The sequence below is a fragment of the Corynebacterium sp. MSK074 genome (assembly GCF_030229735.1).
In the GTDB taxonomy this organism is placed as follows: Bacteria; Actinomycetota; Actinomycetes; order Mycobacteriales; family Mycobacteriaceae; genus Corynebacterium.
Window position 1 is genome coordinate 1 of sequence record NZ_JASPIX010000005.1, and the last position, 20902, is coordinate 20902.

A 20902-nucleotide genomic window follows, 5' to 3' on the forward strand; every position below is an offset into this window, starting at 1 on the left:
ATCATCGAACCAAGCCCGTACAAAATTCGCAAAGAAGTAACCTCCCGGCTACCTCGCGGCGACTTGGATTAATGTAGTCCACCCGCTTCAACAATGCCAAATCCCCAGCACACAACGGATAAAGGTGTGCTGGGGATGTCGTTAAAAGAGCTCTTCTTCTTGAGTTCTTTCAATTGTGGCACCGAGGCGCTGCAGATTTTCTACAAAGTTGGGATATCCGCGGTCGATGTGGAAAACATCGTGGACCGTAGTGGTCTCATCCGCACATAGTGCAGAAAGTACAAGACCGGCACCCGCACGGATATCGGAACTCCACACGTGAGTAGAAGAGAGTCGTTCTTTACCGCGGACTACTACATGGTGGCCGTCAACCTGGGCGTCGGCACCCAAGCGCAGCATTTCATCCACAAACCGGAAACGGGATTCAAAGACATTCTCCGTAATGACGGTCGTTCCGTCCGCAATAGCAGAGATGCCAATAGCCATCGGCTGCAGGTCGGTGGGAAATCCCGGAAATGGGAGGGTCTGGTAGTCCACAGCCTGTGGTCGCTGGTCCATGCGCACGCGGAAACCATTCTCATAGGTCTCTAGTTCCGCGCCGGCGGACTTCAGCTTTTCTAGCGGCAGGTGCAGGTGGCGCGGGGAAATTCCACCCACGGTGATATCACCCTGGGTCATGGCTGCAGCATACGCCCACGTGCCTGCCACAATTCGGTCACCAATAACCTCATGCTGGGCGGGCTGCAGCTTATCGACGCCGCGGATGGTCACCACTGAGCTTCCCTCACCCTCGATGTCGGCACCCATGGACTTGAGCATGGTGCACAGATCGACGATTTCCGGCTCGCGAGCTGCATTATGGAGGACGGTTTCGCCTTCGGCGAGAACCGCAGCGGTAAGGATATTTTCGGTTGCGCCTACGGACGGGAAGTCTAGGCGGATATTCGCACCACGCAGGTGCGTAGCCTCTGCCACGACGGCACCATGCTCAATACGGGTGGTGGCGCCGAGCTTCTCTAAGCCGGTCTGGTGCATATCGAGCGGACGGGAGCCAATCGCGTCACCACCGGGCAACGCTACTTTTGCGTGGCCACAGCGTGACGTCAAAGGCCCGAGCACGCAGACGGATGCGCGGAATTGGCGGACCGCGTCGAAATCCGCGTTGGATTGCGGCTGTGCAGGGGTAGTAATCCGGACCTCAGAGCCCTCGATGACTACCTCGCAGCCGAGCCCCTCAAGAACCTTCTTCATGAGGGGGACGTCCAGAATTTCTGGGCAGTTGGTCAGCGTCGTAGTGCCCTCCGCCAGCAAGGATGCGGCCATGAGCTTCAAGACGCTATTTTTTGCGCCATCTACTTTAACGGTGCCCTCAAGGCGGGCACCGCCGGAAACAATAAACTGATCTTTCACAACTGCCTACGCTACCGGTTCTTAAGGCAACGCGCCGATGCGACGGGCGGCATTAACCGCCTCGTAGCGGGTATGCGCACCGAGTTTGCGCATTACCGAGCGCAAATAAGACTTCACGGTTTCTGCGCCGATCCCCATTTCCTCAGCTGCTTCTACGTTGGTGTGGCCTAGGGCCACACAAGAGAGCACGTCGAGCTCGCGGGCGGAGAGCTTGGTGGATTGCTTCACGCGCACCGGCGAGACCATCTGGTCACACAGCGTCTCTAGCTCCTTGCGCAGTTCTTCGTCTTCTACGCGGTTGGCCAACATGCGCAGCTTGGAGTGGGTGGAGCGGACCTGTTCCCACTCGGCACCGTTCATGACGTGGCCCCGAGCCGCTCCACCCTTGGACCCATCGGCACGTCGCATGGCGGAATTAACGGCCAGGTCTTGCTCGAGGGTGCGCGCGGTCATCGTCACTTCTTCAATGACCTTATCGCCCAAACGAACTGGGGAGTGCACGCCTACGTAGAGGACGCCGCGAATTTCGCGCTGCACCGTAACGGGCACGGCCACGATAGAGTGCAGGCCTTCGTCTTGGATCACGCGGTCGTTCTCGTGCGAAATGGTGGTGGCACGAGTGTAATCGGATACACCTACCGCGCGGCGAGTGCTGACCACTCGCCCACCTACACCGACGCCAGAGTCAATGATCAGATTCTGCAGCGCTGGGGTGCGTAGCCCCACCCACTGTGTAATCTGCAGGCGATTATCAGGCAGCAGCGTGGCGTACATCGTCACCGGAATACCTGTAGCGGTCTTCAGGGACGACAGGGCCGCGCGTACGGATTCTTCATCATCTTTGAGGCGATGCGACTCCATGAGACTCTTTCCTCGTCGGGGGTAACCAAGCAGGTGTACCCGTCCTCCCCCGGGAATTTGGGGACCAGCGGGCAACTGAGTGGAAGTATAGACAGCATGTGGGGGTAATTCGAAATCGCCCTCGCCTTATCCGGCGCTGCAATCCCACATGAAATGCCCGAATGCCCGGTCTAGAATTTATATACTGACTGGTCTACTTGTGTAGTGTACGCTTGCGTTGTACGCGATTTGAACCCAAATCTGATTCCCAAAGGAGTCCACAAAATGGCTGTCTACAACAACATCATGGAAACCATCGGCGGCACCCCACTGGTCCGCCTGAACCGTCTTACCGAGGGCAAGGGCGCTACCGTGCTTGCCAAGGTGGAGTCTTTTAACCCGGCAAATTCCGTCAAGGACCGTATCGGCAAGGCCATCGTTGAGGCCGCTGAAAAGTCCGGCCAGCTCAAGCCGGGCGGCACCATCGTGGAGGCCACCTCCGGCAATACCGGCATCGCCCTGGCGCTGGCTGGCGCCACCTTGGGCTACAAGGTCATTCTGACCATGCCGGAGACCATGTCCAATGAGCGCAAGGTGCTGCTGCGCGCTTACGGCGCAGAAATCGTACTGACCCCTGGTGCGGCTGGCATGCAGGGAGCCGTCGACAAGGCGAATGAAATCGTCGCCGAGACCGATAACGCCATCCTTGCTGCACAGTTCGCCAACGAGGCAAACCCGAAGATTCACGAGGAAACCACCGGCCCAGAGATTTGGGAAGACGCCGAGGGTAAGGTTGACGCCTTCGTTGCTGGCGTAGGCACCGGCGGCACCGTTACCGGTGTGGGCCGCTTCCTGAAGTCCAAGAACCCAGACCTGCACTTGGCTGCGGTTGAGCCGTCCGATTCCCCTGTCCTGTCTGAAGGCCACGCTGGCCCGCACAAGATTCAGGGCATCGGCGCTAACTTCGTTCCTGAGGTACTTGACCGCGAGCTTCTCGACGAAGTCTTTACCGCCACCACCGAGGAGTCCATCAAGGCATCCCGCGACCTGGCTACCCAGGAAGGCCTGCTGGTTGGCATCTCCGCCGGCGCCAACGTTTCCGCAGCTCTGAAGCTGGCGGAGCGCCCAGAGTTCGAGGGCAAGACCATCGTGGTTGTCCTGCCGGACTTCGGTGAGCGCTACGTCTCCACCATCCTCTTCGAGGACATCCGCGAAGCTTAAATTACTTCGCTTGAATAAAAGCACCCGCCAACCTTGGCGGGTGCCTTTTTTATGCCAGTACTATGTGGGCATGAACATTATGAGCTACATCCGTGAAGACTTAGCAAATGCAAGAGATCACGATCCGGCCGCACGTGGCGACGTCGAAAATGCAGTAGTTTACTCCGGTCTCCACGCGGTGTGGTCTCACCGCATTTCGCACTGGATGTGGAAGCGCGGGCTGCGCGGGCCCGCGCGCATCTTGGCGCAGATTAACCGCTTCTTTACCGGCGTGGAGATCCACCCTGGCGCCACTATCGGCCGCCGGTTCTTTATTGACCATGGCATGGGCATCGTCATTGGTGAAACCGCAGAGATTGGCGATGGCGTCATGCTCTACCATGGCGTCACCCTCGGCGGCCAGGTCCTTACCCAGACCAAGCGCCACCCCACTATCGAAGACAATGTCACTATCGGTGCGGGCGCCAAGGTGCTCGGCCCCATTACGATCGGTGAAGGTTCGGCCATTGGCGCCAATGCCGTGGTGACGAAGGATGTTCCCGCCGAAAATATCGCGGTGGGCATTCCGGCCAAGAACCGTCCACGCAACCCGAATGAGCGCATCAAACTGGTTGACCCCGACTACTACATCTAAATTCTCTCCCAGCGGCTCACAGGCAACTGTGGGCCGCTTTTTATATGCCTTCTGGGCGCAGTAGGTCGCGGTATTCGGGATTCTTTTCTATAAAGTGCGCCACTGCGGAGCAGGAAGCAATGACTTGCTTGCCGACGCCCCGGGCGTCGTCAAGCGCGGCCTTAATCAGCGGCGCGGACAATCCTTGGCCACGGAAAGCATCCTTGATGACCGTGTGGTTGAACTCGCGGGTCGTGTCTGCGTCTACATAGTGGCACGAGCCTGCCTCGACACCGTCCACGGTAAGGACGTAACGGGAATTATCGGTCTGGTGTGCAATAGCGTGTTCCATGTGCCCATACTAAAGCAAAAATGGCCCCTCTTACGAGGAGCCATTATTGTGGCCAGAGCCAGGATCGAACTGGCGACCCCACACTTTTCAGGCGTGTGCTCTACCGACTGAGCTATCTGGCCAGAAACCCGAAGGTTTCCGCGACCCTGACGGGACTTGAACCCGCGACCTCCGCCGTGACAGGGCGGCGCGCTAACCAACTGCGCCACAGGGCCATTTTTAATTATGTGTGTGCTCTTGGGCACGGATAGATACTTTACAGAAGACTCCCAAGACTCACCAAATCTGCACGTCAGAACGCTATTTAGGCGGTGAAAGTGGATCCTTTCCGCCCAAGTTCATCTCGAAGCGCTCGTAGTCTTCCAGCGCGGAAAAATGCCGCGAATAGAGGTCACAATCTCGATCCACATGGCCGTAGAGGGTGGGCGCGACGTCGACAATGTGGCGCAGCCACAGGCCCTCATATTCTTGCTCATGGGCCCGTGCCTCGACCTTCCGGTACGCCTCCTCATCCGAGTCCGCATAGACGAGAAAGAAATCCTCTCGGAAGAAGCTAGAATGCTCCGAGCTTTCGGAGGCAAGTTCAAAGACAGCAATTCCCACGTATGGCTCCATGGCGCCAGCCTAACAAAACCAAAAGCAGCAACCGCCGAAGCGATTGCTGCTCATTCTGCGACCTTGACGGGACTTGAACCCGCGACCTCCGCCGTGACAGGGCGGCGCGCTAACCAACTGCGCCACAAGGCCAATCGAATATTTAATTCGGACCAACACTTTCGTGTTGGTACCCCCAACGGGATTCGAACCCGTGCCGCTGCCGTGAAAGGGCAGTGTCCTAGGCCGCTAGACGATGGGGGCCCGTCGCGCTAAGGCGACTTCTAGAAATATACTGGAGACCTCACCTAGTTACAAAATCGCTCCCCCAGAAAGATTAGGAACCATGTCTGACCAGCATCAAACGTGCTCCTGCCACGAGCCGCACGTACACGGATATAACGCGGATTCTAAGAGCAAGGATCGCTACCTCGCCAGGCTCAAGCGCATTGAGGGGCAGGCGCGCGGCATCCACCGCATGGTCGAAGAAGACCAATACTGCATCGACATCATTACCCAGATTTCGGCGGTGAAGTCGGCGCTGGAGAATGTCTCACTGGCGCTCCTAGAAGACCATATTGAGCACTGTGTGGCCGGTGCCGCCGCCGAGGACGGTGAAGTAGCCACCGAGAAGCTAGAAGAGGCCATGCGCGCCATCAAGAAGATGGTGAAAAACTAAAAGGAGCCACCCGAGAAGGTGGCTCCAGTTGTGGGCCCTGTGGGGATCGAACCCACGACCTGCGGATTAAAAGTCCGTAGCTCTACCAACTGAGCTAAAGGCCCAACGTCGCTCCAGTTTAGCTTGCGGTATTTGCAAAGTCCTAATTAGGGGGGGGCGTCGGCAAGCGAAAGGCGCTCAGCTCGCCACTGAGCGCCTGCCGAAGCGTGGCTACATTAGCCGCGCATATCGCCCTTCTCCATGAAGCGGACCTGGAAGTCAAAGGCAGTCTTCAAATCGTGTGGGGTGTGCTGGAACTTGTTTTCCTTCGCACGGTTGAAGTAGTCCTCGAGCAACGGACGGTAATCCGGGTGTGCCACGGAGATGACCTTCTCCACGCGCTCCTTTGGAGCCAGCCCGCGCAGGTCAGCTACACCGTACTCAGTAATGATGACCATGGTGTCGTGCTCGGTGTGATCCGTGTGGGACACGAACGGAACCAGCGCGGAAATTGCGCCGTCCTTGGCCACGGACGGGGAAACGAAGGTGGAGATATAAGCGTTACGGGTGAAGTCACCCGAGCCGCCGGTGCCGTTCATGATGCGGGAGCCGGATACGTTGGTGGAGTTGATGTTGCCGTAGATATCGGCCTCAATCATGCCATTGGAAGAAACCAGGCCTACGCGACGGATGACCTCTGGATGGTTAGAGACCTGCTGTGGGCGCAGAATAATGTGCTCGCGGTAGCGCTCTGCTTCCGCATTCATCTTCTCCGCGTAGTCTGGGGACAACGCGAAGGAGGTAGCGGAAGCCATGGTCATCTTGCCCGCATCGATGAGATCGAGCATGCCATCCTGAATGACCTCGGTATAGGCCTGAATATTCTCAAACTTGGAATCCAGCAGGCCGGCCATCACGGCGTTGGGGACGTTGCCCACGCCGGATTGCATGATGAACTTGTCATACTCAAGGCGACCCGCAGCGACCTCGCCCTCGAGGAACTCGATGAAGTTGGCGGCAATCTTCTCGGAGATCTCGTCCGGTTCCTTGAATGGGGCGTTGCGGTCCGGGGCATCGGTCTTAACCACTGCAACAACCTTGTCCTCCGGCACCTCCATGTAGGTGGTACCGATGCGGTCGCCCGGCTTAGTGATAGGGATGGGCTGGCGATTAGGCAGCTTTTCAATGCGGTAGATATCGTGCATGCCCTCGAGGTTGATGGACTGCCACTCATTGATCTCGATGATGATCTTATCGGCAGCCTCGATGAACTCGAGGTTATTGCCCACCGCGGAGGACGGCACCACGTGGCCTTCTTCGGTAATGCGCACGGCCTCAATAATGGCCACCTGGAAGTCACCGTAGAAGCCCTCTTCTACCTGCTGGCCCGAGTGAGACAGGTGGATATCCTGGTAAAGCGCGGTGCCATCATTGAACTGCTTACGCAGCGTGGGATCGGAGTTATAAGGAGAGCGGAAGCGAATCGCCTCAGCTTCCGCCAGAACGCCATCGCAGTCCGGGGCGGTGGAAGCGCCGGAGAAGACGTCGATCTTAAATTCCTCGCCCTTTTCATGTAGAGCCTTGGCCTTCTCTGCAATGGCGGTGGGCAGGCCCTTGGGGTAGCCAGCACCGGTGAAGCCGGAAATGCCCACGCGGTCACCGTGGTTAACGTGCTGAGCAGCCTCTTCTGCAGAAACCACGAGCTTCTCAAATGGGGCGTACGCGATTCTCTCGGACAAGGGTAATCCTCCTTCATTAAGGGGCCAGCCAAAATAACGGCCGTTCTAATTAGTTACACAGCCCACATTAGCGAATCTTTGCAAGATTTCCACCACTTTTGTGTGACCCCTACCCCATAAAACAGAAATAGGGAACGGCGCCACTGTGGACCCAGTTGCTATTTTCCCCCGTTAACTAGCACAATTGGGGCGTGAATTTGCGCATTGGACACTACGATCTCTCCTCCCCCGTCATCCTCGCCCCGATGGCGGGGGTAACCAACGTTGCCTTCCGCACGTTGTGCCGAGAGCAGGAGCTGCAGCGCACCGGCACGGTGTCGGGCCTTTACGTCTGCGAGATGGTCACCGCCCGTGCACTGGTAGAGCGCAATGAAAAGACGCTGCACATGACCACCTTTGCGCCGCAGGAAGATCCTCGTTCCTTACAGATCTATACGGTGGATCCGGAATATACCTATAAAGCCGCGAAGATGATCGTCGACGAAAACCTAGCGGACCACATCGATATGAACTTTGGTTGCCCGGTTCCGAAGGTGACCCGCCGCGGTGGCGGTTCCGCGCTGCCTTATAAACGACGCCTCTTTGGCAATATCGTCTCCGCCGCGGTCAAGGCCACAGAGGGCACCAATATCCCGGTCACGGTAAAAATGCGCGTGGGCATTGACGACGAGCACCATACGCATCTCGACGCCGGGCGCATCGCCGTCGAGTCCGGCGCCGCTGCCGTTACCCTGCACGGCCGCACCGCCGCTCAGCGCTACTCTGGCGAAGCACGATGGGACGAAATCGCGCGCCTCAAGGAGCACTTGGCGGATACTGGGGTGCCAGTGCTGGGCAATGGCGATATCTTCCGTGCCGAGGATGCCCGCCGCATGATGGAACAAACCGGCTGCGACGGCGTGCAGGTAGGCCGCGGCTGCCTTGGCCGCCCGTGGCTTTTTGCCGAGCTCGGCGCCGCACTGCGCGGCGAGTCCATTCCGGCAGAGCCCACCCTGGGCGAGGTCACCCAGGTAATCCTCCGCCACGCGGAGCTATTGGCGGAGCACGATGGCGAGGACAATGCTTCCCGCGATATCCGCAAACACATCGGTTGGTACCTGCGTGGTTTCCCAGTTGGCGGCCAGGTCCGCGCGGGCTTAGCCAAGGTCAATTCCCTCGATGCCTTGCGTGAGCTCCTTGCACCTTGGGCAGAGTCCGATGCCCTAGCTGCCGACGCCGACGGAGCCCGCGGCCGCCAGGGCTCGCCATCCAAGGTGGCATTGCCCGATGGTTGGCTCGACGATCCCGAGGATGATTGCGTTCCCGTTGCTGCGGACATTATGAATTCCGGCGGATAGCCTGACAGCAATATAAGAGCAGCTAAATACATACAGGAATCGTGCATTTAACCCCTTCTTAAGTTGCGCAAAGACGAAAAGTTTTCGCTATTATCTTTGGCATGCGTGCCGCCTACAGGGAACACTTAGATAACTTCTCCCATGACCTCATCGTGATGTGCGATACCGTGCGCACCATCTTGGATAAGGCTTCGCAGGCACTACTGCAAGGCGCCTTGGACTCCGCGGAAGATGCCCTCACCATGACTGAGGAGCTAGATGAGATCCGCGTTAGGTGCTCTGAGCGTGCTGTAACACTTTTGGCGCTGGAAAACCCCATGGCGCAGGACCTCCGTCAGGTGGTCTCCTCGATTTATATCGTGGAGGATCTCTACCGCATGGGTCGGCTTTCCCAGCACATCGCGGACTCCGCGCGCCGCCGCCACCCTGACGCCGTGATACCGGCGAATTACATCGGCTACTTCGAGGAGATGTACCGCCTCACTGAAGAAATGGGGTCGGTGCTGCACGATATCCTCGTCACCCCTGATGCGGATTTGTCCGTCAACCTCCGTGCCGACGATGATGCAGTGGATGATATCAACTCCCATATTCTGCGCATCCTGACTCAGCGCGAATGGGAAGGCAGCGTGCGCGAAGCCGTTGAGACCTCACAAATTACGCGCTACTACGAGCGCTATGCGGACCACTGCGTCTCCGTGGCCGGCCACATCATCTATCTGACCACGGGTCTTTTGCCCAATGACTATGCCAAAAAGCTAGAGGAGGACAAAAAGGACGCCGAATTTGAAGCACGGATGGCAGAACTCGAGCGTCAGTTTCGCCGTTAGAAGGATTTAAGCGCCAAAGAAGGGGGCCGGTTCAAACCGGCCCCCTTTCTCTCGGACAATCTCTCTTACTCTTTAGCCAAAGCGGCCAGAGATGTAATCCTCGGTCTCCTTCTGAGAAGGATTCTCGAAGATCTTGGTGGTGTCGTCAAACTCCACCAGGTGGCCCGGCTTACCGGTTGCTTCTAGGGAGAAGAAGCCGGTCTTATCGGACACGCGGGCTGCCTGCTGCATGTTGTGGGTCACGATAACGATGGTGAAGTTTTCCTTCAGCTCATGGATGAGGTCCTCCACGGCGAGGGTGGAAATCGGGTCCAGTGCGGAACAAGGCTCGTCCATGAGCAATACCTCTGGCTCCACGGCGATAGCGCGGGCGATGCACAGGCGCTGCTGCTGACCACCGGAGAGGCCACCGCCTGGCTTGTCCAAGCGATCCTTAACCTCATCCCACAGGTTGGCGCCGCGCAGGGACTTCTCCGCAACTTCCTTGAGCTTCTTCTTGTTCTTTTCACCGGACAGCTTCAGGCCTGCCACCACATTGTCCTCGATGGACATCGTGGGAAATGGGTTTGCCTTCTGGAAGACCATGCCGATGGTGTTGCGTACGGATACCGGGTCAACCTTCGGTCCGTAGATATTGGTGCCATCCAGCAGGATTTCACCCTTCACGGAGGCGCCAGGGATGACCTCGTGCATACGGTTGATGGTGCGCAGCACGGTGGACTTACCACAGCCGGAAGGGCCGATGAATGCGGTCACGGCCTGGGCCGGGATCTGCATATTCACGTTCTGCACGGCGTGGAAGTCGCCGTAAAAAATGTTCACGTCATTGAGCGCGAGCTTAGACATTTGGGAGTTTCTCCTCTAGCAAGTGTATGGCGGAATCGAGTGGTACGGCGTTTACTTCTTAACCGAGAACTTCGCGGAAACGATGCGGGCCGCAATGTTGAGGACGGCGATGAGGATAACCAGCGTCAACGCTGCTCCCCAGAGCTTGTCCAGCACGGCGGGTTGTGCGCCGGCCTTATACATATCCAGCATCATCAGCGGGAGCGAGGACTGAGAGCCCTTGAAGGCATCCCAGTTGATGACGGAGGAGGAACCAACCAAGACCAGCACCGGCGAGGACTCACCCATCACGCGAGCAATCGCCAGCATGATGCCGGTGACGATGCCGGACAGTGCGGTAGGCAGAACGATGCGGGCGATGGTCTTCCACTTCGGAACGCCGAGTGCGTAGGACGCCTCACGCAGATCCATGGGGACCACGCGTAGCATCTCTTCGGTATTGCGCACCACAATTGGAATCATCAGCAGCACCAGGGACAGCGCCACGGCGAAGCCGGAGCGACCAAAGCCGAACAGGGTGATCCACATGGCAAAGATGAACAGGGCCGCAACGATGGAAGGCACACCGGACAGGATGTCCACCATGAAGGTGGTGATGCGGCCGAGCCAGCCGCCCTTGGAGTACTCCACCAAGTAGATGGCGGTAAAGATGCCGATCGGGATAGAGATAATGGAGGCCAGAATGGTCTGGACAAAGGTACCCACGATGGCGTGAGCGGCACCGCCACCAGAAGAGCTATTCATGATGCCGCGCTGGGAAGCGGTCCACCACTCAGGGTTGAGGATGACGCCACTGCCGCGGGCGATGAGTTCCCACAGAACCCATACCAGCGGAACCATGGCCAGAATCATTGCGCCCCAGACCACCGCGGTGGCGATGTTATTGGTCATCTTGCGGGAGCCGGAGATGTCCAGGAAGGTCGCGCCGCCTTGGGAGGCAGGCTTGGCATTAGTAGTCGTAGTCATTGATCCTCCCCTCCTTACTTATTCTTCACGATGGCGCGGGCAATGGCGTTGACCACGAAGGTCAGCAAGAACAGCATGAGGCCGGCGGCGATGTAGGCACCAGCGCGCATCTCGTTACCGAACTCGGCAGATGCCAGGGCGATGGCCGTGGCGAAGGTCGTGCCGCCGTCGAAAAGCGAGAAGCGGAAGTCAATCAGCGGGGAGACAACCATGTACAGCGCCATGGTCTCACCCAGTGCACGGCCCAGGCCGAGCATAGAGCCGGCGATGTAGCCGGACATGCCGAATGGAAGAACGGTCATGCGGATAACTTCCCAGCGGGTAGCGCCCAGAGCCAGGGCGGATTCCACCTGGCCTGGAGGGGTCTGCACGAAGACCTCGCGCGCGGTAGCAGCGATGATCGGCAGAATCATCACGGCAAGCACGATGCCACCGGTAAACAGGTTGCGGCCAGTTGCAAATGACGGCGAGTTATCGAAGACGTGGAACAGGAAGAATCCACCCGCCCAGGATTCCATCCAGGAGTAGAAGCCGGACAGTGCCGGGCCAAGAACCTGCCAACCCCACAGGCCGTAGACGATGGACGGAACTGCAGCGAGCATGTCCACGAGGAAGCCGAGCGGCTTAACCAAGCGGGCAGGCGCGTAGTTGGACAGGAAGATGGCGATGGCTAGGGCCACCGGCATAGCCAGCAGGAGGGCGAAGACGGAGATGAGAACGGTGGTACCGAACATGGTCGGGATACCGAACTTCATCGCAGAGGTATCGGTGGTCTCCCATCGTCCACCATAGGTGAAGAAGCCCATGATGCCGCCGTCGTTAACGCCTAGGGCGGGAACCGCACGCCACAGCAGGAAGGCGGCAATGGCGGCAATCATAACGGTGATGAGGGTTGCCGAAGCAGTGGACAGGAATTCAAAGACACGGTCGCCTGGGCGCTTAACGCCGCTATTGGAGCTGGTGGTAGCTACCTCGTCGTGTCCGCTGTTGGAGACTCGCTCGGCAGAGGTGGCGTTTGCATCCGTCTGCTCTGGAGCCGTGGTGAGATTATTGTCTGCCATGAGACTGTTAATCCTTTTCAGCGTTAAAAATGGAAAATATCGTTACATACCTGCGCCCCCAAAGCGCGAATCGTGTGCGGCAGTGGGGGCGGGAGGTATTAAGCTTTTACAGCTTTAGCGCTTACTGCAGAGCGTCAACAGCAGCCTTCAGCTTGTCCAGGTGAGCACCCTCAACTGGGATGAAGCCCTGCTCAGCCAGCTGGTCATCCTGGTGATCCAGGACGGTGGTGAAGAAGGACTTGACCAGCTTGGAGGTCTCCTCGTCGTAGCCCTTGGAGCACACGATGTTGTAGGTGGTCAGGATGAGCGGGTATGCACCCTCGTTGTCGGAGGAGAACAGTGCCTCGGAGTCAACAACCATGTTGTGCTCGGAGTCGGTCTTCTTGAACTCCAGGTTCTCCAGAGCCTTGTTGACGGACTCGGTGGACAGCTCAACCGGGCCGTGGCCGAAGTCGATCTTGGCCTTCTTGACGCCCTCGCCTTCCTTCTGGTCTGCGAAGCCGGCCTCGACGTAGGTGATAGCACCATCGATGCTTGCAACCTGGTCAGCAACGCCGGAGGAGCCGTTAGCACCCTCACCAACAGCGTCTGGGAACTGCTTGCCCTCGGAGTCCCAGTCACCGGTAGCGGCCTTCAGGAACTTCTGGAAGTTTGCGGAGGTACCGGACTCGTCAGAACGGAAGATGACGGTGATGTCCTTGTCCGGCAGGTCGGTGCCCTCGTTGTCAGCAGCGATGGCCTTGTCGTTCCACTTCTTGATTTCGCCCTTGAAGATCTTGCCCAGGGTTTCGGTGGAGAGGTTGATCTCGGTGTCACCCAGGTTGTAGGCGATGGCAACCGGACCGATGGTGGTTGGCAGGTGCCATGCCTCGTTGCCATCGCAACGCTTAGCGGCAGCCTCGACCTCACCCTCGTCTTCCTTCAGAGCGGAGTCAGAACCAGCGAAGTCAGCCTGGCCGTTGGTGAAGGCCTCAACGCCGGCGCCGGAACCGGAAGCGTTGTAGGACAGGGAAGCGTCTGGGTGATCCTCGGAGAACGCGGTCTGGAAGTAGGACATTGCGTTCTGCTGGGAGGATGCGCCGTCGCCGACGAGCTCGCCGGAGACGTCCTCGCCGCCAGCGGAGTCGGAGGAGGAGCCAGACTCCTCAGAGCAAGCTACGAGAGCGGTGGAGGTTGCGGCTACGATGCCGAAGATTGCGGCAGTGCGCTTGAAGTTGCGAATCACGGGAAAACCCTTTCCGGTGCAGATCAGAGATTGATTGTCCGAGGAAACCGCATCTCCTAGAGAGATATTTCCTGCATCCCGCTCCGCCTTCTGGGGCGAGATGCAGGCGCACAGGTGCGGTTAACTCACAGGGTGTAAAGCTATCCGCAGGATCTGACCAAAAGGGTGCCAAGAGGTAAACACTGGGTGAACAAACACAGCTCAACCCATGACGTTAGTCACACACGCCCCATACGACGTGTTCTTCATCAACCTCAAAGCTTAGGCGCTCGTACGCCTTCAGTGCCGGATCATTATCCGCTTCTACATAAAGAATTACCCGCTGAGCTCCCTTTTCCACCATGCGGCGCAGGCCAATCTGCAGCAGCGGACCGCCCAACTTCTTACCGCGGTAACCTTCCGCCAAGCCCACCACGTAGACCTCACCGAAGCCCGGAGTTTCCTCCGCATGCCACTTAGTCCAGTGGAAGCCGGCCAGAGCCGGCTCATCTGCCGTATCCCACAGGAAAAGCAGGTCTGCGGGGTCGAACCAGTCTGCCTCCATGCCGCGATGCAGGCGATCGAGATCCCAGCCGCCCTGCTCGGGATGCCAGGAAAAGGCCTCGTTATTGACCTTGAGCCACTGCTCTTCCACAAAGTCCTTGCCCCACTTATCCACCGCCTCGGTGTAATTCAAGGCGGTCAGTGGCAAACCTTCGGGGTGGGCGGCCGCTGCGAGCTCTTCTCCCCCGATACCCATGACCACCAGCTTGCGGGTGACCTGTAGGTCGCGGGAGTGCGCGAGCGCCTGTGCCGCGGGCAGGTTCCCGTGGGCCCAAGCGTGGAGGTTGGGGGTCTTAGCGGCGGCGTCGTAAAGCGCGGCACCATAGCCCTGCCCGCGGCGATCGGGGGCGATGAATAGCTCGGCGGTAGAGCCCTCCAGACCGGCTACGCCGCACGGCTCCTCCCCTACCCAGGCCACCAGGTGGCGGTGCTCCAGGCGGGAATCGCTAAGACCGTTGAGGAATTGCTCCGACAGAGGCGCCATCCCATCCTGGCGTTCAGCCTGCTCAGCCAGTGCTTCTACGCGGCGAGCCAGCTCCGGGTCGTCCGGCAGGGTTTCTTCCGTAATCTTAAAGGCATTGCTAGTCATAGGGCCCAGAATACGTAGGGTAAGAATGAAAGGGTGAGTGTTCTAAAGATTGACCGGCGCATCGTGCACGTCCTCCTCGTGGTGTGTGTACTCCTTGCGGCCTGGGTGGCGGACGCCTGCGTGGCAATGCACACGGAACACAAGGTGGCACAAGCCGTGAAAGCCAATTCGCGGCTGGATAATACGCCGGATGTTTTCATCGGCGGTACCCCCTACGTGTGGGCGGCGGCCTCGAAGGAAATCCCTTATCTCGAGGTCAAGGCGCTGGACGTGGAGGTGCCCAAGCTGGGCATGGTCAATGCTTCCACCGTGCTGCGCGATATCACCGTCACCCCAGAACAGGTAATGAATGGAGATATTGAGGGCGCGCCCGTTTCCACCTACTCGCGCGGCATTTCTTTGGATGGTGTGGCGCTGGGCCGCCTGTTGGGGATTACCGATCTCTCGATTGCTAACCCAGACGATATTTCCCCCTCCGGTGGCACGTCTGCTGAAGCAGAGCTAACGGGCACCCTGCCTGGCGACGCCCACAAGTCCACCGCCAAGGTCACCCTCCGCCTGGTTGGTCCGGAGTTTCGAATGCAGGTCTATGGCACGGACGATGAGCGCCTGCAAAAGGCCTTTTCCCTCAACTTCGATACCCGGCAGCTACCGCTTCCGGCCCAAGCGACCGCGGTAAAGATGCAGGGCGGCACCATTTCCTTCGAGGTACAGCGCCGCAATATTAAGGTGCAGCTGGCCCAGCTCTCCCCGCTAGAGATTGAAGGCTCGGAGCAAAAGGCCGTGGAAGAGGCGGAAAAGAAGGCCGCCGATACCAAGCACCGGGTCGGCCCCGCGCCGCAGACTAGCGCAGGCGAATAAAGTCCCGGAGAACTTCCTTCATCGTGCGCTGATGGGCCTCCCGCCTATCCTGCGGGGCGAATACCTCGATGGCGTCCTTCACGGAGGCCAAGGTAACCGCGTCAAAGCGCCCCTCCGATTCTCCATCGGCTTGGAAGCGCTGCGGTTCGCGGCAGACTAGCTCTACCCGCATGGCGTCGTCGAAGGCCACCGTCTTTTCTTTGGTGAGCTTATTGAGCCATCCGCGCTTATCGGCACCGAAGAGGTGCAGCAGGCCGACGACGCCGCCGAGCCCGCTAAACTCCTCCAGCCCAAAGAGGGCAAGGCCCTCATCAAAGGAGTTGCGCGGATTTGTCACCACCGGCAGCGGGCCCAAGAATGTCCACGGGTTGGTATTTGAGGTAAACATCAGCGGCACATCATCCTTCTGCAGCCGCTCACCATCACTGGACTCGGCTGTCACCGCAATATGCGGTGGGTTCTTCCGCGCACGACTCCAGGCCCGAATGGCGACGTTGAGGTAGCGCAGCGGGGTGGCGGCAAAACCTTGCTCGCGGGCACGATCCACTCGCGCCAGCACGTCTGCGTCCAAACCGAAGCCAGCATTGACGGCAAACCACCGCTCGTTCCACGTTCCTAGGTAGATGGTGCGGCGCAGATCCCGGTCGAGCATGCGCGCCAGCACATGGGTAGCCTCCACCGGGGTATTGGGAAAGCCTAAGGCGCGCACAAAGACATTGGCGGAGCCGGTAGGAATTACGGCCAGCGCCGGAATGGAGTGAGGATCGGGGCGCTGCCCATCAGCCGGGCCGAGTAGCCCGTTGACCACCTCGTTGACGGTTCCATCTCCGCCCACAGCAATGATGACGTCGTAGTCGTCCCTGGTCATTCCCTTGACCATCTCTTCTGCATGGCCAGGGTAATGCGTAAATTTCACTTTGAGGTGCAGGCCCTCTACCGCTTGTAGGGAAGGAACGATTTGGCGGAAGAGGGCGTTGGTTTGTGAGGTCGAGTTTGGATTCGAGATCATCAATGCGTGCACGAGGTCCAAGTCTAGTAGTTAAATAGGCGGGTGCACGACTAGGCTGGACGCCCATGAGCGAAAATAATAATGAAACCACCCCTGAAAACATCGAAACCACCGCGGCTTCCCACCCGGAAAACGATCCAGGAAAACTGAATGGCAACGATGCCGTGAACCAGGCTGCCGAGCAGTGGAAGGACGCCGCTAGCCGCAATATCCCCGCCCTCGAGCTGGGCGATACCCCGGTACCGGACGATACCGCGAACCTGCGCCAGGGCCCGTCGCTGCACGACGGCCTGCTGGGTCTACTCCCCCTTGTTGGCGTCTGGCAGGGCGAGGGCCAGGCCCACGATACGAAGGGTCAGGAGTACACCTTTGGCCAGCAGCTGGTCATCGCCCACGATGGCGAAAATTACCTGACCTTTAGCTCCCGTACCTGGAAGATCGATACCGAAGGCAAGCCGGAAGGCCCGTCTGTGCGCGAGACTGGCTTCTGGCGTATCTCGGAAAAGGATGAAATCGAGGTCACCTACACCTCTTCTACCGGCATCGTGGAAATCTTCTACGGCGAACCATTCAATGACCGCGCATGGCAGCTGGAATCCGCCTCCACCATGGTCACGGAAACCGGTCCGAAGAACTTGGGCCCAGGCAAGCGCATGTACGGCCTCATGCCCAATAACAACCTGGGCTGGGTAGACGAGCGCATGGTTGATGGCGAGATGCGCCCTTACATGTCGGCGGAGCTCACCCGCATCGCCGGCTAAGCCCCAAGCGCTGCATCAATGAGGTCTCGGATGACGTCCGCGTTGTCCGGGGCCTTTAATTTTTTGTCATTAAGCCTAGTTACGCGCGCGGCAACGCGCACCGAGGACACCAACCACACCGAGTCCGCTTTTTCCAGATACTCCACGGTCAGCGGCTTGGCCTTGCAGCGATAGCCTTTCTCTTTGGCGTGCGCGAAGAGCGCCGCTTGCGTGGTGCCGGGCAGGATGCCGCGGCCGGCGGCGGTGCGCAGTTTCTCGCCCTTGACGGCCACCACGGTAGAGGTGGCGCCTTCAAGAATTTCTCCGGTGTCCGGATCGGTGAGGATGAGATCCTCAAAGCCCTTCTCCCGCGCCATGCGCAGCATCGCCATGGTGGCCGCGTAATTGAGCGTCTTGGCGGGCAATTCCTCCGCCACGTGCCACAGGCGGGGGCTCGTCATAACGGCGACGCCGTGGGCGCGCTGCTCTAGCACCTTGTCCTCAATCGGCTGCACAACAACCCATGCGCTCGGCCGCCCCGTAGAGGCGCGCCCGCGGGTATAGGTCCACGTGCATTTAGCATCGCCTTGCTCGTCCCCACAGAAGTCCGCGATGGCGAGCCGGGTGGCTTCTTCCCACTTGTCCATGGGCGGCTCCGGCAGGTTCATCGTCCGGGCTGAATCGCAGAAGCGCTGCGCGTGGCGCTGCAGGTTAGCGGCTTTGCCTCCGCGCACGAGCAGGGATTCAAAGATGCCATCGCCGCGGGTGACCGCGGCATCATCGGCGTAGACAAGAGGCAGCGCGGGCATGTGCCTGCGTACCGACCCTCCAAAGGGCTCCACAACGTAGATGACCGGCTCTTTTCGCGGCGAAAACTTCATACTTTTGATTATGCCCTACCATCGGTAGTTGTGAGTTATTCTTCGCCTCTTCTGCAGCGCGCCGGTGCCGCGGAGCACCAGGACGCGACCGTACTCGATGCCCAGGGCGTGGCCTGGCACTATGGCAATCCGCTGGGCGAGCAACGGGCCGCCGATGGCGGCACCGTCGTCATTGACCGCTCCCAGCGCCGCGTCATTCGCGTGAGCGGCAAGGACGCCGCCGAGTTTCTGAATAATCTGCTTTCACAGAAGCTTGACGACGCCCCCGTGGCTTTCACCGCCGGCGCCCTCGACCTGGACATCCAAGGCCACATCCTCCACCACATGGATATCGTGCGGACCGACGATGCCTTTCTTATCGACGTCCCTGCGGCGCAATTCGACTCCCTCTTTAAGTTCCTCACCATGATGGTCTTTTGGTCCGAGGTCACCGTAGAGGAAGCCGATATCGCCATCCTCACTCTTCTGGGTGAGGCCGATGTTTCACTGCCACCCATGGTGGAGTTTTCCCGTCAGGTCCAGTGGCCGGGAATCAAGCGCGTTGACCTGGGCATTCCGCGCGAATCCTTGGTCGAGGCAACGAAACACTTGGAGGAATCCGGTGCCCGGCTAGCGGGGCTCATGGCGTTTACCGCCGAGCGCGTGCGCGCCCGCGAGCCGGAGCTGGCAGCGGATCTGGATAATAAGTCCATCCCCCACGAGGTACCGCAGTGGATCAGCCGCAGCGCCGCCAATCCGGCCCACGTTCACCTCAATAAGGGCTGCTACCGCGGCCAGGAAACGGTGGCGCGCGTAGAAAATCTGGGCCGCTCCCCTCGCCTATTGGTGCAGCTGCACCTCGACGGCTCCGCACCACAACGGCCAAATGTGGGCGATGACATTACTTTCAATGGACGTAAGGTAGGCCGCATCGGCACGATAGTGGATGACTGCGATTTCGGCCCCATCGCCCTAGGCCTAGTGAAGCGCTCTGCGCTGGACGTCGGCGCCCTAGAAGTGGGCGATACCGCGGCGTCTATCGATCCTTCCTCCATCCCCGAGGATGAGGGCCCCAAGGCTGGGCGCGAGGCAGTAAACCGGCTGCGCGGGCGCTAAATCTCCCACTAGCTAGGGGGCGGTGCGGAATTTTTTCGTCACACAGGCTATTGTGTCTTACAGGAAGATACTCAATAGACAAGTCGATGGGGCGCCCAAGAATCCCTGGCGCGCCCTACTAACCCAAGGGGGTCATGCACATGGGACGCGGACGCGCAAAGGCAAAGCAGACCAAAGTTGCACGCCAGCTCAAGTACAACTCACCCGAGATGGATATCGAGTCCCTGCAACGGGAACTCGCCGCACAGCAAGAGGGTGACTCCCGCGATTATGAAGAGGATGACCCATACGCCGACTACGTCGACGAATGGGATGATGCCGACCGCGACGAACGCTAATCTTCCGCTCGCCGCCGGATAGCTCAAGGGCCCTAGGAAATCTCCTAGGGCCCTTCCTCATACCCTCCCCTGACAGGGCGGCAGGCCCTGCTAGAAGTTGGGGTGTTCGCCGTGCATGACCACGCGCGGCTCCTCGCCGGAGGCGGAGCGGACGGTGCCCAGCTCCCACGCATCGATGTGGCGTGCGGTAAGCATTGCCAGGGCACGGTCGCGGTCTTCGGGATTGACTACGGCAATCATGCCGACACCCATGTTGAAGGTCTTCTCCATTTCCGCCAGCTCCACCTTGCCCACAGACGAGATGAGCTTGAAGATCTGGCCCGGGGTCCAGGTGGCGCGGTTAATATCGGCCGCCAGGCCTTCTGGGATGACGCGCTCGAGGTTGCCAGCCAGTCCACCACCGGTGACATGGCAGAAGGTGGATACGGAGCACTCGCTAGCCAGCGCCAGGCAGTCCTTGGCGTAAATGCGGGTGGGCTCCAGCAGCTCCTCGCCGAGGGGGCGGCCAAGCTCTTCCACGTGGCCGTCGAGAGGCATGCCAGCCTGCTCCAGCAGGACGTGGCGGGCCAGGGAGTAGCCATTGGAGTGTAGGCCGGAAGAGCCCATGGCGATGAGTACGTCGCCATCACGGACCTTGTCTGGGCCGAGTACACCATCGGCCTCAACGACGCCGACCGCGGTGGCGGAGACATCGTATTCGTTTTCTTCCATCATGCCGGGGTGCTCGGCGGTCTCGCCGCCCAGCAGCGCGGCGCCGGCCTGCACACAGCCCTCGGCGATGCCCTTGACTACCTCGGCTACCTTTTCCGGCACGACCTTGCCCACGGCGATGTAGTCCTGCAGGAAGAGTGGCTCCGCGCCGCAGACAACGAGGTCATCCACGCACATGGCGACGAGGTCGATGCCGATGGTGTCGTGCTTATCCATGGCCTGGGCCACGGCCAACTTAGTGCCGACGCCGTCGGAACCGGCGGCGAGGATGGGCTCCTTGTAATCGCCGAGCTTGAACAGGCCGGCAAAGCCGCCAAGACCGCCCAGAACCTCAGGGCGGGTGGCGCGCTTGGCGTGCGGGGCGAAAAGTTCCACGGCACGGTCGCCCTCTTCGATGCTGACGCCGGCTGCTGCGTAAGTATTGTCACTCATGGTTTCAGGTG

22 protein-coding genes and 5 tRNA genes are annotated in these 20902 nt (G+C 59.4%); 9 read left to right on the forward strand and 18 right to left on the reverse strand.

Annotated features, from left to right (window positions below; all coding sequences use genetic code 11):
* Positions 1 to 141: 141 nt before the first annotated feature.
* Together murA and ramA are read right to left on the reverse strand one after the other, a co-directional pair.
* Positions 142 to 1410 (reverse strand): UDP-N-acetylglucosamine 1-carboxyvinyltransferase, encoded by a 1269-nt coding sequence (murA, locus tag QP965_RS06125; RefSeq protein ID WP_239278180.1) that lies wholly within the window; start codon positions 1408 to 1410, stop codon positions 142 to 144.
* 21 nt (positions 1411 to 1431) lie between these two features.
* The gene (gene ramA, locus QP965_RS06130) at positions 1432 to 2271 is read right to left on the reverse strand and encodes an acetate metabolism transcriptional regulator RamA (protein ID WP_005325834.1); all 840 of its coding nucleotides are present in this window, start codon (positions 2269 to 2271) and stop codon (positions 1432 to 1434) included.
* 264 nt (positions 2272 to 2535) lie between these two features.
* Between ramA and cysK the strand changes: the two genes are divergently transcribed.
* Both cysK and epsC read left to right on the forward strand, forming a co-directional pair.
* Positions 2536 to 3471, forward strand: a complete 936-nt coding sequence (gene cysK / locus QP965_RS06135; protein WP_239193344.1) for a cysteine synthase A — start codon at positions 2536 to 2538, stop codon at positions 3469 to 3471.
* Between the two features lie 70 nt (positions 3472 to 3541).
* Positions 3542 to 4105 (forward strand): serine O-acetyltransferase EpsC, encoded by a 564-nt coding sequence (epsC, locus tag QP965_RS06140; protein ID WP_034668818.1) that lies wholly within the window; start codon positions 3542 to 3544, stop codon positions 4103 to 4105.
* A 40-nt stretch (positions 4106 to 4145) separates the two neighbouring features.
* On the opposite strand, the gene QP965_RS06145 is transcribed toward epsC, so the two are convergent.
* The 6 genes from QP965_RS06145 to QP965_RS06170 form a co-directional block, all read right to left on the reverse strand.
* A complete protein-coding gene (locus QP965_RS06145) occupies positions 4146 to 4436 on the reverse strand; it encodes a GNAT family N-acetyltransferase (RefSeq protein WP_284814354.1) in 291 nt (96 codons plus the stop codon).
* A 49-nt stretch (positions 4437 to 4485) separates the two neighbouring features.
* Positions 4486 to 4558, reverse strand: a tRNA-Phe gene (locus QP965_RS06150).
* Between the two features lie 19 nt (positions 4559 to 4577).
* Positions 4578 to 4651, reverse strand: a tRNA-Asp gene (locus QP965_RS06155).
* Between the two features lie 85 nt (positions 4652 to 4736).
* Positions 4737 to 5051 carry a DUF4288 domain-containing protein gene (locus tag QP965_RS06160; protein WP_284814356.1) on the reverse strand — a complete coding sequence of 105 codons (315 nt, stop codon included), beginning with the start codon at positions 5049 to 5051 and terminating at the stop codon, positions 4737 to 4739.
* 58 nt (positions 5052 to 5109) lie between these two features.
* Positions 5110 to 5183, reverse strand: a tRNA-Asp gene (locus tag QP965_RS06165).
* Positions 5184 to 5218: 35 nt separating this feature from the next.
* A tRNA-Glu gene (locus tag QP965_RS06170) sits at positions 5219 to 5294 on the reverse strand.
* Between the two features lie 82 nt (positions 5295 to 5376).
* Between QP965_RS06170 and QP965_RS06175 the strand changes: the two genes are divergently transcribed.
* Complete coding sequence (locus tag QP965_RS06175) at positions 5377 to 5709, forward strand: metal-sensitive transcriptional regulator (RefSeq protein ID WP_005325826.1); 333 nt, start codon at positions 5377 to 5379, stop codon at positions 5707 to 5709.
* A gap of 31 nt (positions 5710 to 5740) precedes the next feature.
* Here the strand turns inward: QP965_RS06175 and QP965_RS06180 are convergent.
* Both QP965_RS06180 and scpC read right to left on the reverse strand, forming a co-directional pair.
* Positions 5741 to 5813 (reverse strand) — tRNA-Lys (locus QP965_RS06180).
* Between the two features lie 111 nt (positions 5814 to 5924).
* Positions 5925 to 7427 (reverse strand): succinyl-CoA:acetate CoA-transferase ScpC, encoded by a 1503-nt coding sequence (gene scpC / locus QP965_RS06185; protein ID WP_284844402.1) that lies wholly within the window; start codon positions 7425 to 7427, stop codon positions 5925 to 5927.
* A gap of 191 nt (positions 7428 to 7618) precedes the next feature.
* On the opposite strand from scpC, the gene dusB reads away from it, so the two are divergent.
* Together dusB and phoU are read left to right on the forward strand one after the other, a co-directional pair.
* Positions 7619 to 8764 (forward strand): tRNA dihydrouridine synthase DusB, encoded by a 1146-nt coding sequence (gene dusB, locus QP965_RS06190; RefSeq protein ID WP_040425422.1) that lies wholly within the window; start codon positions 7619 to 7621, stop codon positions 8762 to 8764.
* A gap of 101 nt (positions 8765 to 8865) precedes the next feature.
* Positions 8866 to 9594 (forward strand): phosphate signaling complex protein PhoU, encoded by a 729-nt coding sequence (phoU, locus tag QP965_RS06195; protein WP_284844403.1) that lies wholly within the window; start codon positions 8866 to 8868, stop codon positions 9592 to 9594.
* A 72-nt stretch (positions 9595 to 9666) separates the two neighbouring features.
* Here the strand turns inward: phoU and pstB are convergent, their stop codons facing one another.
* The 5 genes from pstB to mshD form a co-directional block, all read right to left on the reverse strand.
* Positions 9667 to 10440, reverse strand: a complete 774-nt coding sequence (gene pstB / locus QP965_RS06200) for a phosphate ABC transporter ATP-binding protein PstB (RefSeq protein WP_023019857.1) — start codon at positions 10438 to 10440, stop codon at positions 9667 to 9669.
* 51 nt (positions 10441 to 10491) lie between these two features.
* Entirely contained in the window at positions 10492 to 11406 is a 915-nt protein-coding gene (pstA, locus tag QP965_RS06205; protein ID WP_239273290.1) for a phosphate ABC transporter permease PstA, read from the reverse strand.
* Positions 11407 to 11420: 14 nt separating this feature from the next.
* Positions 11421 to 12467 carry a phosphate ABC transporter permease subunit PstC gene (pstC, locus tag QP965_RS06210; protein WP_049378494.1) on the reverse strand — a complete coding sequence of 349 codons (1047 nt, stop codon included), beginning with the start codon at positions 12465 to 12467 and terminating at the stop codon, positions 11421 to 11423.
* 121 nt (positions 12468 to 12588) lie between these two features.
* A complete protein-coding gene (pstS, locus tag QP965_RS06215) occupies positions 12589 to 13692 on the reverse strand; it encodes a phosphate ABC transporter substrate-binding protein PstS (RefSeq protein ID WP_284769289.1) in 1104 nt (367 codons plus the stop codon).
* Between the two features lie 214 nt (positions 13693 to 13906).
* Positions 13907 to 14824, reverse strand: coding sequence for a mycothiol synthase (gene mshD, locus QP965_RS06220; RefSeq protein ID WP_284844404.1), 918 nt, complete (start codon positions 14822 to 14824; stop codon positions 13907 to 13909).
* A 33-nt stretch (positions 14825 to 14857) separates the two neighbouring features.
* On the opposite strand from mshD, the gene QP965_RS06225 reads away from it, so the two are divergent.
* On the forward strand, positions 14858 to 15685 hold the full coding sequence (locus QP965_RS06225) for an LmeA family phospholipid-binding protein (RefSeq protein WP_284844405.1): 828 nt from the start codon (positions 14858 to 14860) through the stop codon (positions 15683 to 15685).
* On the opposite strand, the gene QP965_RS06230 is transcribed toward QP965_RS06225, so the two are convergent.
* The gene (locus QP965_RS06230) at positions 15669 to 16706 is read right to left on the reverse strand and encodes a diacylglycerol/lipid kinase family protein (protein WP_284844406.1); all 1038 of its coding nucleotides are present in this window, start codon (positions 16704 to 16706) and stop codon (positions 15669 to 15671) included. The two genes, QP965_RS06225 and QP965_RS06230, sit on opposite strands and share 17 nt — an antisense overlap.
* A gap of 53 nt (positions 16707 to 16759) precedes the next feature.
* On the opposite strand from QP965_RS06230, the gene QP965_RS06235 reads away from it, so the two are divergent.
* A complete protein-coding gene (locus tag QP965_RS06235) occupies positions 16760 to 17455 on the forward strand; it encodes a heme-binding beta-barrel domain-containing protein (protein WP_005325810.1) in 696 nt (231 codons plus the stop codon).
* Here QP965_RS06235 and QP965_RS06240 read toward each other — a convergent pair.
* Positions 17452 to 18315 (reverse strand): aminodeoxychorismate lyase, encoded by an 864-nt coding sequence (locus tag QP965_RS06240; protein WP_284844407.1) that lies wholly within the window; start codon positions 18313 to 18315, stop codon positions 17452 to 17454. The genes QP965_RS06235 and QP965_RS06240 overlap by 4 nt on opposite strands.
* A gap of 30 nt (positions 18316 to 18345) precedes the next feature.
* On the opposite strand from QP965_RS06240, the gene ygfZ reads away from it, so the two are divergent.
* Both ygfZ and QP965_RS06250 read left to right on the forward strand, forming a co-directional pair.
* Complete coding sequence (gene ygfZ, locus QP965_RS06245; protein WP_284844408.1) at positions 18346 to 19410, forward strand: CAF17-like 4Fe-4S cluster assembly/insertion protein YgfZ; 1065 nt, start codon at positions 18346 to 18348, stop codon at positions 19408 to 19410.
* A gap of 140 nt (positions 19411 to 19550) precedes the next feature.
* Positions 19551 to 19748 carry a DUF3073 domain-containing protein gene (locus tag QP965_RS06250; RefSeq protein WP_193387586.1) on the forward strand — a complete coding sequence of 66 codons (198 nt, stop codon included), beginning with the start codon at positions 19551 to 19553 and terminating at the stop codon, positions 19746 to 19748.
* Between the two features lie 90 nt (positions 19749 to 19838).
* Here the strand turns inward: QP965_RS06250 and purM are convergent, their stop codons facing one another.
* Entirely contained in the window at positions 19839 to 20891 is a 1053-nt protein-coding gene (gene purM, locus QP965_RS06255) for a phosphoribosylformylglycinamidine cyclo-ligase (RefSeq protein WP_239230571.1), read from the reverse strand.
* Between the last annotated feature and the right edge of the window lie 11 nt (positions 20892 to 20902).